The organism is Rhodococcus cerastii, from assembly GCF_033042195.1.
Classification (GTDB): Bacteria; Actinomycetota; Actinomycetes; order Mycobacteriales; family Mycobacteriaceae; genus Rhodococcoides.
Map to the genome: position 1 here is coordinate 87,724 of NZ_JAWLKF010000015.1, position 15,878 is coordinate 103,601.

Consider the following 15,878-nt stretch of genomic DNA (forward strand, 5'->3'; position numbering starts at 1 on the left):
CCTATGAATGTGCTCGACGCCTTCGATGACGTCTATCTTTCCGCGGCGCGACCCGAGCTCGTCGCGGGAAGGCGTTCTGCGTCGCGGTCTCTGCGGTGGGTTCATGCCAGCGAGCAACTCGACATCGCACCGCTCTTGCGCGGTGGGGAGCTGATTCTGATGGAGGGTGTGTACTTCGGCGGGTGTTCCGACGCCGATCTGGTGACGTACCTCGAGTCGATGAATGCCGCGGGAGTCGTCGGCATCGCGGTGGAGACGGGGGGAATTCTCGACGTCGTTCCGCCGCTTCTGGTCGAGCATGCCGAACGGATCGGCTTTCCGGTGGTGCATCTCCGACGCCGTGTGCCGTTCGTACAGGTATGCGAGAGCATCAACAGTCAACTTGCCGACTCCGCTCTGCGTCGGCTGCAGATGGCAAACCGTATGTCTCGGTTGCTGTCGGCCTCGATCGAAACGGACGGGGCGGTGGACGCCGTTCTCGATGTGCTCGGTGCCGAGACTCGGTCGTCGGTGACGCTGCATTCGGCGTCGGGAGATCTGATCGGGCAATCCGGACTCGTCACCGAGCCATCCGATTTCACCTCGTTCGAGGTGCCCGTCACCAGTGGTGGTCGGGACGTCGCGGTGTTGACCGTGGCTCCTGGACCCGATGCCGACATCTATTCGATAAACGCCGGACTGGAGAGAGCTCCGGAAATCCTGTCGATCGCGTTGCTCAGTTCACGCCCGGCCAGGGTGGAAGACCGACTGCGTACCCGCTTCTTCTCACTGTTGTCGGCGACGAATTACCCCGCCTCCGATGTCACCGACCACCTCGACGGCGTCGCCGAGCGCATGGGTATGCCCGAACACGACGCCTACCTGACGGTGTCGGTCGAATTCGACCACGACCCGGCTGCCGGCACGTGGCAACGCACAGTGGGGTCGGTATCGCCGCACAACTGGTGCGGGAAGATCGGCGACCGACACGTCGCTGTTCTCGGTTTCGCCGGTCAGGAGATGCTCGATGCACGACGGCCGGTTCTGCTGTCGATGTTGCAGACGACGCAGTTGCGTATCAGGCGAGCCGGTGTCGGTCCGGGAGCCTCCGATCGCCACGGTCTGCGCCGGTGTTTCGACACCGCCACAGCAGTGCTCGCGCTGGACCTCGGCCCTCACGACCGCATCCGCGATGCCCGCAATTTCGCACTTGCCCTACTGGTGGAGTCGATGTCGGGGAAATCCACGGTCGAGAAGTTCGTCCACGATCAGATCGGACCGTTGCTCGCCCACGATCGGGAGCGGCACGGAGAGTTGTACGTGACCCTGCTGGCCTACATCACCCATTGGGGTAGCAAGACCGAGACCGCGAAAAGCCTTCGGATACAAAGGCAGACGCTCTATCAACGGCTCGACAGGCTGTTCGACGTTCTCGGTCCACTACCGGCAGGCTCCCCCCGATTCCCGGGGATCGCCACTGCGGTGTTTCTCGAACAGGCCCGCCGCCAGGGCTGTACCGTCCCCGGCGGCTGACCCGTCGACCGATCCTTCTCACACCTCGGCGTCGACCTTGTCCGGCTCGCCTCGACGCATCGCCAGGTACTCGGAGAGTTCGCGTTTGACCACGGGCAACAGCAGGTACAGGCCGGTGATGTTCACCAATGCCAGCAGGAACAAGGTGGCGTCGGCGAAATCGAGCACCGAGCCGAGGGACAGTACGGTTCCGATGACGGTGAACATGCAGAACATCACGTTGAAGAAGGTCCGCGAGAAGCGGCTGCGTCCGAACAACGACGTCCACGCCTGCAGTCCGTAGTAGGCCCAGGTGATTGCGGTCGAGAGCGCGAACAGAGCTACCGCGAGAGTCAACACGTACGGGAACCACGGGAGCACGGTCTCGAAGGCGTCGGAGGTGAGGGTGACACCGCCGGCGGGAAGCTCACCGGTTTCGGCGACGATCGCGCGCTGATCCTGCCAGGTGACGGTGTTGGCGATCACGATGGTCAGTGCGGTCGCGGTACAGATGACAACCGTGTCGATGAAGGGCTCGAGCATGGCCACGAAGCCCTCGGTGACCGGATGCCTGGTCTTGACGGCCGAGTGCGCGATGGCCGCCGAACCCAGTCCTGCCTCGTTCGAGAACGCGGCGCGCTGGAATCCGATGATCATGACGCCGAGTACGCCGCCGGCCACACCCTCGGGCGAGAACGCACCTTCGAAGATCGCCGTGAACGCCGTGGGGACGGAACGGAAGTTGACGGCGATGACGACGCCGCACGCGACGATGTAGATCAGCGCCATCGTCGGCACGAGCTTGGCGGTCACCGCCGAGATCGACTTCATGCCGCCGATGATGACCAGTCCGATGATCAGCGCGACGACTATGCCGAACACTGCTTTGGCTCCGTCGGAAGCGAGGAATCCATCGTCACCGCCGGTGACGGAGCGGACCTGCGCGTACGTCTGGTTGGCCTGGAACATGTTGCCGCCGCTGATGGCGAAGAACGTGATGACGATGGCGTAGAAGACGGCCATGACCTTGCCGACCTTGGCCAGTCCTCGCTCTGCGAGACCCTTGGTCAGGTATTTCATGGGTCCGCCGGAGACGGTGCCGTCCTCGTTGATGTCTCGGTACTTCACGCCGAGCGTGCACTCGACGAACTTCGATGCCATGCCCAGCAAGCCGGCGAGGATCATCCAAAGGGTGGCACCGGGTCCACCGAGTGTCACGGCGACCGCGACACCGGCGATGTTGCCGAGACCGACTGTTCCGGACACCGCGGCGGTGAGAGCTCTGAAGTGGCTGACTTCGCCGGGCGCGTCCGCCTCGTCCTCCTTGCCGCTGACGAGAATCAACGCACGCTTGATTCCGCGGACCTGGATGAACTTGAACGCCACTGTGAAGACGACGGCACCGACGATGAGCCAGAGGACGATCAGTGGAACAGCGGCTCCGCCGATGTTCACGGTGAAGAAGACGAGATTCGACACGGCAGCGGAGATCGGATCGAAGGCATTGTTGATCGCCGTCTCGATGGAGCTGATCGTGCCTCCGTCCGCGGCCAGTACATCGGTTGCGAGGGGGTGAGAGCTCATGGCTTCGAGTGAACAGCACGTTGACCGCAGAAGACGCCATTTACCGAATTTCGAGCAATAATTTACGCGATCTTGACGAGACGCCCGCGGGCTCAGACCGCAGATCTGGCCGGTATTCGTCTCAAAAGCACTGTTGCAGCATCCAGTACGACATGACGGTCGTAGGTCAGGCGGTAGTCGTACATGGGGGTGCCGTCCTCGGCCGTGCCTCGCTCCACCGCAATGAGCGCCACACTCGACATCGGAGCAAGAATCACGATCGAACGCTCCAGCGCCAACGGTTCGTCCGCGCCCACCACCACAGCACGGAAGCTGGGCGCAGGCGGCGCGGCATGCGAGTCGAAGACAGCCGTCAGCGCGGTCCGGGTGGCGAGGTCCTCGAACATCGCCTCGCGTGCAGGCGTCAGGCCGGTGGACGCGCTCACCGTCGCCAGTACGACGGTCGAGGAACCGGTGCCGTATGCACTGTGCAGCAAACTGTTCTCGATGGCGTCGAGCAGTGTGGAATCCGCGTGCCTGCGGGCGCCGAGCGAATGGGTGAGCCCGTACGGCGTGACCGCCACCGGGGCGCGCACGGTGACCGTTCCATCCAGGTCGAGCGAACGGACGGGTTCGGGTACCTCACCGAAATCCGGGAGAGGGGCCGGTGTGCCGTAGAGGTATCCTTGCCCCAGAACGGCCCCCATCGCGCGCGCATAGCTCTCGTGCCGCTCGGTTTCGATCCCCTCGGCCAGGACCAGGGCACCGGTACGTTCGGCCTCGGCGGCAACGGCAGCGACGATGGCGGCGGTCTCGTTGCTCGAACGCCCCTGCACCAGAGCCATGTCGAGCTTGATCACGTCGGGACGCAGCAGCGGGATCAGCGCCAGGCTGGAGGAATCTGCCCCGACATCGTCGATGGCGACTCGCCACCCCAGGTTTCTGGCGTGCTCGGCCGCCCTCAGCAGACCCGCCGGATCACCCATCAGATCACGCTCGGTGATCTCGACGATGATCGACAGCCGCGACGCGTCGGCGAGCATCGGTAGGTAGTCCCGAGGAGGAGGTGCATCGAGGGCAACAGGTTCGGCATTGACGAACAGCGCGAGCTGATCGGGATAGCCGGACTCGACGGCACCGCGGAGCGCGCTGAGTCTGCACCGCCAATCGAAATCGGCGGTGACGCCCTGCGCGCGTGCCACCCCCAACAGTTCCGGTGGCGGGATCGGCGGACCTTCTCCGCAGGTCCGCACCAACGCTTCGTACCCTACGACGGCGCGCCCGTCGAGCAAGACGATCGGCTGATAGACCGACGTGATGTCGATCGACACCGGCGAAATTGCGGCACTCGTCGAGCCTCGACACATGGGTGGACCCTCCCTCGATACTGATCGATCGGTCCCCACCCGGGTCATCATCTTGCCCGACTGCACCGTGATGTCCACAGCCGACTGCGGTCTGCACGTCGATCGACTGGTTATAAGGTGCTCGAAGGACTCGACGAACGGCGGTGACGACAGTGGGAGCGGACTCTCGCCCTCGTGCCCCTCACGACCGCCTCTTCGCGGATCGATACCGACTGGGCACCGTGTTGGGACGCGGCGCAATGGCCGACGTCGTGCACGCCGACGACGACGTTCTCGGCCGGTCCGTAGCGGTGAAGATATTTCGCCACGGTGAGCCGCCGGACTCTGCACAGCGCATCGATGCAGAAATTCGTACTCTCGCGTCGCTGTCGCACCCGGGTCTGGTGACGCTGTACGACGCGGGCACTGCACTCGACGACAGCGGGATGCCGGTTCCGTACCTGGTGATGGAGCTGATCGACGGTCCGACTCTGAGTGCGTATCGCCGGAGCCGATCGATGAACGCCGCACACGTCGCGCGGATCGGTTACGAGTTGGCGGAAGCTCTCGCCTATATTCACGACCGGGGTGTGGTCCATCGGGACATCAAGCCGGCCAACATTCTCGTCGCGCAGGCACCGGACGTGGGCGTGGGGCAATGCGCCAAACTTGCCGATTTCGGCATCGCCCGTATCGTCGACGCCGAACGACTCACCGAGCACGGCACCACAGTCGGTACTGCGCACTACCTCAGCCCGGAGCAGGCAACGGGTACGTCTGCCGGCCCGCCGACGGACATCTATACGCTGGGTCTCGTTCTCATCGAATGCCTGAGCGGCACAATGGTATTCGAGGGAAGCGCCGTGGCAGCAGCGGTGGCGCGCCTGCACCGCGATCCCGACGTCCCCGAGGGGCTCGGACCGGACTGGCACGCGCTGTTGACGGAGATGACAGCCAGACGCCCGGAGGATCGACCGGACGCAGCTGCCGTTGCCCACCGACTGCGCGGGCTCTCGCGCAGCACGACACCCCGCCTCGACACCAGCCTGCCCCGCACTGCCGTGATGCCCGTCCAACCCATCGACACAGTCGTGCCCACAACATTTCCAGCGTCGGCTACGGCCGAATCTCACCGCCGACGATGGATGATCCCGGCGGCAGCGGCTCTGTTCGTTTCGCTGGGCGCGGCGATCGTCTGGGTCGCAGTGGGCACGGGTGATGAGCCGGAGCCCATGTCACCTGCGACACCGGCTCCGACACTCGTGGAGTCGCCGACCGTTGCGGCCACAACACCTGCACCTGAGCCCGCACCTGCGACCTCGATCCCGGTTTTCTCGAACCCTCCCGAGCCTGCACCCGTCCCCACGTCGAATCCGGATCCGATCGAACCGGCCGCGCCTGCGCCGCTACCGCCGGGAAACGGCAACGGAAATCCAGGGAACGGCAATTCGGGAAGCGGCAACGGCACCAGCGGGAACGGCAATTCAGGAAATGGCAACAGCGGGAACGGAAACGGCAATTCCGGCCGAGGGAACTGACCCCACGGCCGTCGGCGGACAGGAGTGACGGTGACACACGTCGATACCCTCGTGGTCGGGGCAGGTATTTCCGGCTTGGTCGTTGCGAGACTCCTCCATCGTGCCGGTCAGCGAGTCGTCGTTCTCGAGGCCAGAGACCGCGTGGGCGGTCGGGTCTGGACGATGCGCACCGCCGACGGCATCCTCGACGTCGGCGCGTCCTGGATTCACGGAACGGACAACAACCCTCTCGCCGATGCCGTACACGCCTTCGGAATGCGGACCGTCGAGTTCACCGTCGGTAGCTACCAACCCGACGGCAGGCCCATCGCGTACTACTCCCCCACCGGGACCAGGTTGAGCGACGAGTCCGCCGCGCAGTTCGGCGCCGACGTTCACCACTTCGACGAACTGTTCGCCGCAACGGTTGCGACGTCGTCCCCGGGAACGTCGTTCGGAGACGCAGTGGAAGCAACTCTGACGCAACTGGATTGGAACATCGACCGACTCGAACGAGTTCGCGAGTTCCTCGGACATCGAGCCGAGGAACAGTTGGGAGTAGGAAAAGACCTCCTCGACGCGCACGGTTTGGACGACGACGCCATCGAGGGCGACGAAGTCGTGTTCCCCGACGGTTACGACGAGCTGGCGGTTCGATTGGCCGTGGGGCTCGACGTCCGGCTCGAACACGTGGTGAGGCAGGTCCGTTGGGGTCGAGACGGAGTTGGGGTCGACACCGGATCCGGGACGTTCTCGGCCGAGCGCGCTGTGGTGACGGTGCCGATCGGAGTACTGAAGTCGCCGACGTTCACCGTGGAACCGCCTCTACCGGAACCTGTTTCGGGTGCACTCGAACGACTCGAGATGAATGCCTTCGAGAAAGTGTTCCTGCGGTTCCCCACCAAGTTCTGGGACGAGAACGTCTATGCCGTTCGGCAGCAGGGCGAAGCCGGGCGCTGGTGGCACTCCTGGTACGACGTGACCATGCCCCAGGGACGTCCGACGCTTCTGACGTTCGCAGCGGGTACCTGTGCGCAGCAGACTCGGCACTGGTCGGACGCGCGCATCGCGGACTCGGTTCTCGAGGCGCTGCGTGGCCTGTACGGCGACCGGGTCGTTGCACCGGACCGCGTGTATGTCACTCGCTGGCAGGACGATCCGTTCTCGTACGGTTCGTACTCGTACATGACGGTGGGTTCACGTACGCGCGATCACGACGACCTCGCCACTCCGATCGCAAACGTGCTTCACCTCGTCGGTGAGGCGACATGGACCGAAGATCCGGCAACGGTCACAGCGGCGTTGAAGTCGGGACACCGTGCAGCAGAACGTATTCTGGGGCGTTCGATACCGTTCGGCGACATCTGGAGTCCTACGAAGCGCTGACAGCACGCGCCGAACCCCACCACGCGCGTCTGTGTTCGGTGCAAACTTTCGACCATCTGCGAGTAATGTGCTGTCGACGCACCCACACACCGAGCACTCCAGGATGGCACCGTGGATACCGTCAGTTCGATAATCGACTTCTTGGCAGATCGTCTCTACAGCGTCTTCCTGATCTACTTGTTGATCGGCGTCGGACTGTACTTCACCGTTCGCACCAAATTCGTTCAGATTCGACTTCTTCCGTCGATGTTCAAGGCAATCGGCGGATCTCGGTCGAATGCCGAGGGCGGCATCTCGGCGTTCCAGGCCTTCTGTGTCGGCCTGGCGTCCCGGGTGGGTACGGGAAACATCGCAGGTGTTGCCATCGCGATCACTCTCGGCGGACCGGGTGCAATCTTCTGGATGTGGCTGGTCGCGGTGGTCGGCATGGCGACGGCGTTCATCGAGGCGACTCTGGCGCAGATGTACAAGGTGCGCAATCCCGACGGGAGCTTCCGAGGCGGTCCCGCCTACTACATCCAATTGGGTCTGGGTTCGCGTCGATGGGGAATCGTCTTCGCGTGCCTGCTGATCTTCGCTTTCGGCTTCGCGTTCAACATGGTTCAGGCGAACACCATCACCGAATCGTTCTCGTCCACGATGAACATCGATGCCGGGTGGATCGCGGTGTTCCTGGTGGTGCTGTCTGCGCCGATTCTCTTCGGTGGTGTCCGGCGAATCGCGCGGGTGGCCGAGTACCTGCTCCCCGTCATGGCTCTGGTGTACGTCTTGCTCGCACTGGTGATCGTGGCGATGAACATCGGCGAGATCCCGACGGTCTTCGGTCAGATCGTCTCCAGCGCATTCGGTTTGAACGAGGCGATCGGCGGCACGACGGGTGGAATCCTGGCCGCCATGCTCAACGGCGTCAAGCGCGGACTGTTCTCCAACGAGGCAGGCATGGGCAGCGCGCCCAACGCCGCAGCGACCGCGACGGTGTCCCATCCGGTGAAGCAGGGTCTGATCCAGTCGCTCGGAGTCTTCTTCGACACCATCGTCATCTGCAGTGCGACAGCGTTCATCATCCTGGTCTCGGGCGTGTACGACATCAGCAACCCGAGCGGAGTGGCGGGCGCGGTTCTGACTCAGGACTCGATCTCAGCTCAGCTGGGCACGTGGACCACGATTCCGATGACACTGTTGATCTTCACGTTCGCGTTCTCCTCGATCCTGGGCAACTATTCGTACGCCGAGATCAACCTCAATTTCCTCGGAGTCGAGGGCAAACTGCTGAACCTGTTGCGCACCATCGTCCTTGCAGCCATCGGCTTCGGCTCCCTGTCCGCGCTGACGACGGTATGGGCACTCGCGGACGTCGCCATGGCGGCAATGGCAACCGTGAACCTGGTAGCCATTGCGCTGCTGGGCAAATGGGCCTTCGGTGCGCTGGCGGACTTCGAGGCGATGCGGCGCGAAGGTCGCGACGACAAATTCGTCGGACGCGGAAACAGTCATCTGCCGGGCGACCTACCCGGCGACGTGTGGGATCCGGTACTCGACAACGATCCGGCGGCGAACAAGCCCGACGTCGCGCGGTAAGCGAGGCGGCCGTCGCCGCTGTTCGATTCGGACCTTCCGGACAATTCACACGTTAGGGTGATGAAACGTCCACACCGAGGAGGTTCCATGACACAGGTCGGCGACGAAGAGAAGGCCGGGCGCGCATCCGAAGGCCACGACTTCGACGAAGTGGATCGGACATCGGCCGGAGAACGCGAAGACGAAGTGCAGCCCGGTCGCCGCAAGCGGCAATGGGTCGGACTCGGCGCAGGCGTTCTGTTGGCACTTGTCGTCTATCTGGTCCTCCCGGAGGACGTGGCGCACCCGGCACGGCTGACCGCAGCCACCGCGGTATTGATGGGCATCTGGTGGATGACCGAGGCGGTGCCCATCCCGGCGACCGCACTGCTACCCCTCGTCATCTTTCCGGTATTCGATTCCGGCGTCGTCGTCAACGACGTCGGTGCCTCGTACGGCAACAACATCATCTTTCTGTTCATGGGCGGCTTCCTCCTGGCGCTGGCCATGCAACGGTGGAATCTGCATCGCCGCATCGCGCTGCTGACGGTCAACGCCATGGGCACCAAACCGACCATGGTGATCGCCGGGTTCATGATCGCGACCGGCTTTCTGTCGATGTGGGTTTCCAACACGGCCACCGCTGTGATGATGATTCCGATCGGTGTCTCGGTCCTCGTTCTGGTTCTCGACATCGGCAGGAAGGCCGGAGCTGTACCCGGCTCCGACGGTGAAACGAGCCCGGACGCCGAGACCATCACGCAGGCCGTCATCAAGAGCAACTTCGGCACCGCTCTGATGCTCGGTATCGCCTATGCGGCATCGATCGGCTCACTCGGAACGATCATCGGCACCCCGCCCAACACCTTGCTGATCGGGTACCTGGAGGGTCAGGGAATCACCATCGGATTCCTCCAGTGGATGATCGCCGGCGTTCCGCTCGCCGTGATCCTGCTCGTAATCGCCTGGTTCCTGCTGACCCACGTGATGTTCAAGCCGGAGATCGACGACATACCCGGCGGCAAACAGCTGATCAGAGGTGAACTGGACGCCCTGGGCAGGATGTCGCAGGGAGAGATTCGGGTCGCGATCATCTTCTGCCTGGCGGCCGCTTCCTGGGTGGGGGTTCCGCTGCTCTTCGACAGCCCGCCGATATCCGACACCGGAATCGCCATGACCGCAGCTCTCCTGCTGTTCCTGCTTCCCAGCGGCAGCAAGAAGGGTGTGCGTCTGATCGATTGGGAGACCGCCGTCAAACTCCCGTGGGGCGTGCTGTTGCTGTTCGGCGGCGGGCTCGCCCTGTCGGCACAGTTCGAGTCCAGCGGCCTGACGGAGTGGATAGGTAGCGTCGCAGGCGGTCTCGACACGATTCCAGTGGTCATGTTGGTCGTCGTCGCCACGGCCGCGATCATCTTCCTGACCGAGATCACCAGCAATACCGCGACGGCGGCGACTTTCCTCCCGGTAGCAGGGGGCGTCGCGATGGGCATGAACATCGACATTCTGGTCCTGACCGTCCCCGTAGCGCTGGCAGCGACCTGTGCGTTCATGCTGCCGGTCGCGACTCCACCGAATGCGGTGTCCTATGCCAGTGGATACATCACGATCGGCCAGATGATGCGTGGTGGTTTCTGGCTCAATCTGATCGCCATCTCGTTGATCACCATCGCCGCGTACACGGTGTTCGCGTGGTCGCTGGGCATCCAGTTCTGACGCGCTGGACAGGAAAAATCCACGATCGAAGACCGACTTCGGCTGATTTCGCCCAGACAAGCATGCTTCGGGTTTACGATGACGACTTCATCCAGGCGGATGACCCGTTCCAGGTGCGCGCCGCCATCCCCTGGTCGGTGTTGAGTCGGCGTCCCTGCCGGCTCGGCAAGGTACGGGGGGTGGGGCATGGTCTCGGACGTCATCGACTGCAGCACGGTCTTCGCACACGACATCGAGCAGGTCTGCGGGGTCTTGAGCGCGGTCGAGCTGTTCCCACGCTACTTCCCCGGGCTCGACTACTGCGTGCTCCGTGAATCAACGGCCGGCTACCGGTGCGGAGTCGGCGGTGTCGAGCACGCCCTCGACCTGGTGGTGAACAGACGAAACCGGCCGATCATCACCATCGAGCACGTCGAGTCCGGCGGATTCATCAGATTCACCCTCACTGCGCGCTCGCCAGGCGAGACGAAGATCGATGTCACCGTGTTCAGAGCGGGCCTCGGCGGGTCGTACTCGCCCCAACCCGAGCACAACCGCGCGGTGGTCGACTGGGTGATGGGTGGTCTACGCCGACTGGACAACTGCCTCTCCGGCACCTCGACGTCGATCGTGTCCAATACCGGGGATTCTCGGTCACTCCCGTTGGCAATCATGAAGACGATGGTGGGAACCGGCGTCATTCGTGCTGCACGTCCCGACCGCGCGTACAAGCAGCTGAACTCACTGGCGAAATGGGGCTTCACTCTGGGCGGAGGCTTCGCGGCCGCAGCAGCGAAGTCGCCGAACGCGATTGCCTTGATCGACGACCGAGGGACTCGCACCTTCGCAGAGATCCACCAGCGATCGCACCGCATCGCCGCAGGTCTCGATGCGGCCGGAATCAGTCCTGGTAGCACCGTCGGCATTCTGGCTCGAAACCACTCCGGGATGATCGAGTGCACCGTCGCGTGCGGCATGCTCGGGGTCGAGGTGGTCCTTCTCAACACCGGTCTCGCTGCCCGCCAGATCGAGACCATTTCCGCCCGACACCAGCTCCGAGTGCTGTTCGTCGACGACGAGTTCGACTCGATGGTTCGCTACCTGCCCGACGACGTCACTCGTGTGAGCCTGTCGTCTCATACCGCCGTTCCGCGTCGACGCACCCTCGAACACTTCGTCGCAGCACCGTCCGCGACGTTCACGAGGCCGGACAGACCCGGTTCGGTGGTCGTGTTGACCTCGGGAACCAGCGGGTCACCGAAGGGTGCGGTTCGTCCCACACCGAAGGGCTTCGGAACTGTTGCAGCCATGCTCTCTCGCATGCCCCTCCGGATGAACGAGACGATGTTGATCGCGGCACCGATGTTCCACAGCTGGGGGTTGGCGGCACTGCAGATCAGTACGCCGCTGCGCGCCACGGTGGTTCTTCAGGATCGATTCGATCCGGAGGACTGCTTGCGGGCTATCGAGGCGCACCGTTGCACCTCGCTGATCGCAGTTCCGATCATGCTGCAGCGGATACTCGACCTGCCCGACGAGGTCCGATCACGCTACGACACTTCGAGCCTGCGCGTCGTCGCATGCAGTGGGTCGGCATTGACCGGATCGACCGTGAGCCGCTTCATGGACGTCTTCGGTGACGTCCTCTACAACTTCTACGGTTCCACCGAGGTCTCGTGGGCAACGATCGCCACCCCCGAAGATTTGCGCGCCGCCCCCGCCACTGCCGGGCGCCCTCCGCTGGGTACGACGGTCGCGGTACTCGACGCGGACGGTACTGCCGTTCCGGTGGGAACCCTCGGTCGAATATTCGTCGGCAACGACATGCTCTTCGACGGGTACACCAACGCCCAACCGCCGTCGACGGCGTCCGCCCGCGGAGCTGCGCTGATGGATACCGGCGACCTGGGGTACATCGACTGCAACGGGCGGCTGTTCGTCTGCGGCAGGGACGACGAGATGATCATTTCCGGAGGCGAGAACGTCTTTCCCGGCCCCGTCGAGGATGCCATCGCCAATCTTCCTCAGGTCGGCGAGGTCGCGGTCGTCGGTGTGCCCGACAGCGAATACGGGCAGCGTTTGGCCGCATTCGTCGTCGGCCGCGGATCAGCGGGCCTCGATGCGGACATGGTGCGCGCCTACATCCGAAACCGTTTGAGCCGCTTCTGCGTTCCCCGTGACATCACATTCCTCGACGAACTGCCCCGAACCGCGACCGGCAAAGTGATGAAGAGGATGCTGATCGAGCCGCCTACCGCCGCTGGGATGTAATCGTCATTCGACGGCACGGGCAGCAATGGCCCAGAGCCGTTCGGCGACATCGAGATCGAGGGCGTACGAGGCCACGGAGTTCGCCAGTTCGGTGATGTCGGTAGGTCTGTGATCGACGGCGATCGCTTCCCGATTGTCGTTGAAGTAGCGGCCACCGATGCCATCCAGTTGTCCACTGGTAGCGACCATCACGGATGTCGACGCGCCTTGCGCCGGGGTCTTCTGCAGTTCGATGGGAGTGGCGAGCGTGCCACCGACATGGCGTTGCAGAGAGGTCGCGATTGCTCCCGGGTTCACGGAGTTGACCGTGATTCCGTCGTCCGCCCACCGTGAGGTCGCGGCCACTCCGAACAGAACGACGGCAGTCTTGGACTGACCGTAGGCCTGCAGCGGGTCGTAGGGCCGGAAGCGAAAGTCGATGTCGTCGAACACTACCGGCGAGAACAGGTGAGCCGAGGAAGACACCGACACCACGCGCGCGCCGTCGGCGAGCCGCAGGGCGTCGTGAAGGCCTGTCGTGAGGGCGAAGTGGCCGAGGAAATTGGTCGCGAACTGCCTTTCCCACGTGTTCTCGACCAGGGTCAACTCTTGGATGGCCATGACACCCGCGTTGTTGACGAGCAGATCCAGGGGCTCGTCCCACGCGTCGACGAATGCTCTCACCGATGCGGTGTCGGTGAGGTCGAGCTCGCGTACGTCCATCTCGGAATTTTCGGTGTCTGTGACGATCTCCGCGGCAACTCTCCTGGCGGCGACGGCGTCGCGGACAGCGAGGGTGACCCGTGCTCCGCGGCGAGCGAGCGTCCGAGCGGTCTCGATCCCGATGCCCGACGCGCCCCCGGTGACGATGGCGCGATTGCCTGACAGATCGATGCCTTCGCTGACCTCGTCGGCGGTGGCGTCGGCACCGAACGGTGTGACGATTCTCGTCATATCGAACTCCTTCTCGTGAAGCCGCTGTGCGCGGCACTCTCAGAGTGAGGTACTCCCGGGGACCATCACGAGCCCGCGGCATCCTGGGTTTCTGCGGGCTACTCATCACCCGGGTTACGGACCTACGGTGGAGCGATGGACAACCACGAGGCGCTCGGTGGGTACCTTCGAGCGCGCCGCGAGCAGCTCGAACCCGAGGATGTGGGCCTCATCAGTGGTGGGAGGCGTCGCGTTCGCGGTCTGCGCCGTGAGGAGGTCGCGATGCTCGCGGGAATCAGCACCGATTACTACGTTCGGCTCGAGCAAGGCCGCAACCAGACTCCGTCGACGCAGGTGCTCGACGCCCTGGCCGCGGTGTTGCGTCTCGACGCCGACAGCATTGCATACCTGCACGCTCTGGCCACTCCCCCTACATCGGCTCGCCGTCCAGCGAGGAGGAGGGAGCGAGTGTCGGCCGGAACTCTTCGGTTTCTCGACGCGTTGCCGATGCCGGCGTTGATTCACGATCGCCGCTTCACGGTGTTGGCCGCGAATCGAATGGCAACGGCGTTGTCTCCCAACAACTCCCCTGGGATCAACCTGCTCCGTGCGGTATTTCTCGATGCCGACGAGCGAGAGTTGCACCGCGACTGGAGCCGCGTCACCACCGACGCCGTGGCTGGAATTCGGGCTGTCTCGGCGACGCATCTCGACGACGAGGTCCTCACCGCACTGGTCGGCGAACTGTCGATCGCGAGCGCGGTGTTCAGGCAGCTGTGGGCGCGCCATGACGTACATCTGAGAACGGGCGGCACCAGCCTTCTCGATCACCCCGAGGTCGGACCCCTCGACCTTCGGCACGAGAAACTGACCGTTGCGGGTACCGATGGCCAGACCCTGGTTGCCTATCACGCCGAACCGAACAGCCCCTCGGCCGATGCATTGCAGCTCTTGGGCACCCTCGCCGCCCACGCACGCCGTTAGGAGTCGCTCGGTCGCCGCATTTCGCCGATCGTTCACTCAGTACCGCGCTTTGTATCTACTATCTCAGTTGCTTGACTATTCAGAATCTGAGATTGTTGATCGCCGACACGGGAGGAACGCGAATCGATATGTCGAAGGCATCGGAAGGCCCCCGAGTGGGAAGGCCCTCGCAGGAACGGGGCGAGCATTCTTCCTTTCTTCAGCTGTTCCTCGAAGCAACTCGTACAGAACAAGTCTCCGACGACACACAACCTGCGCGCGACGACCGTGACGGAGGGACAGTGTCTCCGCGCTGAGCGGAGCGAAAGTCACCTACGTCCCGGTTCCACCACCCGAGCAGGTCCCAGGTCTCATAATCGACAGAGGCCGGTCGGGTTTCGGAGATGAGGATCGGAGACATCATGGACACATCGCTGGCAGTCTTTGCCGTGGTCGCAGGCTTCGCAGTCGTTCTGGGTGCCTTCGTATTGATCGCACGCCTACTTCGCTCGCGCATGCGGCGCGGCCGTTTTCACGGAATCGAAAGCGCTGTCGGAGGATCGGCCTTCATGGGCGCGCCGCGCGAGCGTGGCATCACTCCACCTGATCACTTTGATCCACGAACGAACGCCGAACAGAGCGAGCCGTAACCGACTTCGCTTCGGCCTGAGGTTCCGCTGGAACCCCTGCCATGATCTGTCGACACGCAGACGAAGGAGAGAAACCACCATGATCGACGACGAGGCCACGAGTCGAAACAGGGGGCCGCGCTTCGAGGACGGGCTCGAGGTCCGTCGAAACGTGATGGGCCACGAGTACGTCGAGAAGGCGTTTGCCAGTGCCGCCGACACCGACTCCGCTGCCCTGCAGGACTTCGTCACCGACACTGTGTGGGGCGGCGTGTGGACGCGGCCCGGCCTCGACAACCGCAGTCGGAGCCTGCTCAACCTCGGCATCCTCATCGCGCTACGCGCCCACGAGGAACTCGCAGGACACGTACGCGGAGCTCTCCGCAACGGCCTCACCCGAACTGAAATCACCGAAACTGTCGTCCACACGGCGGGGTACTGCGGTGCGCCTGCGGCGCTGGCTGCGATGCGCGTCGTGCAGAAGGTGCTCGATGCCGAACTGGGTCCGCTGGTGCTCGCCGCGAGGGACGACGAACGAGCCGAATGACCGA

Annotated in this window: 12 protein-coding genes; 9 read left to right on the plus strand and 3 right to left on the minus strand. The window is 63.7% G+C overall.

The features are described from left to right. Window positions 1-3 precede the first annotated feature (3 nt). On the plus strand, window positions 4-1,512 hold the full coding sequence (locus tag R3P93_RS21165) for a PucR family transcriptional regulator (RefSeq protein ID WP_317533993.1): 1,509 nt from the start codon (window positions 4-6) through the stop codon (window positions 1,510-1,512). An 18-nt stretch (window positions 1,513-1,530) separates the two neighbouring features. Here R3P93_RS21165 and R3P93_RS21170 read toward each other — a convergent pair whose 3' ends face one another. Both R3P93_RS21170 and R3P93_RS21175 read right to left on the minus strand, forming a co-directional pair. Further along, on the minus strand, window positions 1,531-3,075 hold the full coding sequence (locus R3P93_RS21170; protein WP_094668742.1) for an alanine/glycine:cation symporter family protein: 1,545 nt from the start codon (window positions 3,073-3,075) through the stop codon (window positions 1,531-1,533). Between the two features lie 92 nt (window positions 3,076-3,167). Further along, the gene (locus R3P93_RS21175) at window positions 3,168-4,385 is read right to left on the minus strand and encodes an EAL domain-containing protein (protein ID WP_255183152.1); all 1,218 of its coding nucleotides are present in this window, start codon (window positions 4,383-4,385) and stop codon (window positions 3,168-3,170) included. Between the two features lie 179 nt (window positions 4,386-4,564). Between R3P93_RS21175 and R3P93_RS21180 the strand changes: the two genes are divergently transcribed. The 5 genes from R3P93_RS21180 (at window position 4,565) to R3P93_RS21200 (ending at window position 12,823) form a co-directional block, all read left to right on the plus strand. Further along, window positions 4,565-5,938, plus strand: a complete 1,374-nt coding sequence (locus tag R3P93_RS21180) for a serine/threonine-protein kinase (RefSeq protein WP_317533994.1) — start codon at window positions 4,565-4,567, stop codon at window positions 5,936-5,938. Between the two features lie 30 nt (window positions 5,939-5,968). Next, window positions 5,969-7,303: a flavin monoamine oxidase family protein gene (locus tag R3P93_RS21185; RefSeq protein WP_317533995.1), complete on the plus strand. Its 1,335-nt coding sequence runs from the start codon at window positions 5,969-5,971 to the stop codon at window positions 7,301-7,303. A gap of 111 nt (window positions 7,304-7,414) precedes the next feature. Next, window positions 7,415-8,881, plus strand: coding sequence for an alanine/glycine:cation symporter family protein (locus R3P93_RS21190; protein WP_094688591.1), 1,467 nt, complete (start codon window positions 7,415-7,417; stop codon window positions 8,879-8,881). An 87-nt stretch (window positions 8,882-8,968) separates the two neighbouring features. Continuing rightward, on the plus strand, window positions 8,969-10,573 hold the full coding sequence (locus tag R3P93_RS21195) for an SLC13 family permease (RefSeq protein WP_317533996.1): 1,605 nt from the start codon (window positions 8,969-8,971) through the stop codon (window positions 10,571-10,573). Window positions 10,574-10,759: 186 nt separating this feature from the next. After that, window positions 10,760-12,823: an AMP-binding protein gene (locus R3P93_RS21200; protein WP_317533997.1), complete on the plus strand. Its 2,064-nt coding sequence runs from the start codon at window positions 10,760-10,762 to the stop codon at window positions 12,821-12,823. Window positions 12,824-12,826: 3 nt separating this feature from the next. On the opposite strand, the gene R3P93_RS21205 is transcribed toward R3P93_RS21200, so the two are convergent. Continuing rightward, window positions 12,827-13,756 carry an SDR family NAD(P)-dependent oxidoreductase gene (locus R3P93_RS21205; RefSeq protein WP_317533998.1) on the minus strand — a complete coding sequence of 310 codons (930 nt, stop codon included), beginning with the start codon at window positions 13,754-13,756 and terminating at the stop codon, window positions 12,827-12,829. 135 nt (window positions 13,757-13,891) lie between these two features. Between R3P93_RS21205 and R3P93_RS21210 the strand changes: the two genes are divergently transcribed. From R3P93_RS21210 to R3P93_RS21220, 3 genes are all read left to right on the plus strand, one after another. After that, window positions 13,892-14,719, plus strand: a complete 828-nt coding sequence (locus R3P93_RS21210) for a helix-turn-helix domain-containing protein (protein ID WP_317533999.1) — start codon at window positions 13,892-13,894, stop codon at window positions 14,717-14,719. A 401-nt stretch (window positions 14,720-15,120) separates the two neighbouring features. Further along, the gene (locus R3P93_RS21215) at window positions 15,121-15,348 is read left to right on the plus strand and encodes a hypothetical protein (protein ID WP_317534000.1); all 228 of its coding nucleotides are present in this window, start codon (window positions 15,121-15,123) and stop codon (window positions 15,346-15,348) included. Window positions 15,349-15,427: 79 nt separating this feature from the next. Further along, window positions 15,428-15,874, plus strand: a complete 447-nt coding sequence (locus tag R3P93_RS21220) for a carboxymuconolactone decarboxylase family protein (RefSeq protein WP_317534001.1) — start codon at window positions 15,428-15,430, stop codon at window positions 15,872-15,874. Window positions 15,875-15,878 lie beyond the last annotated feature (4 nt).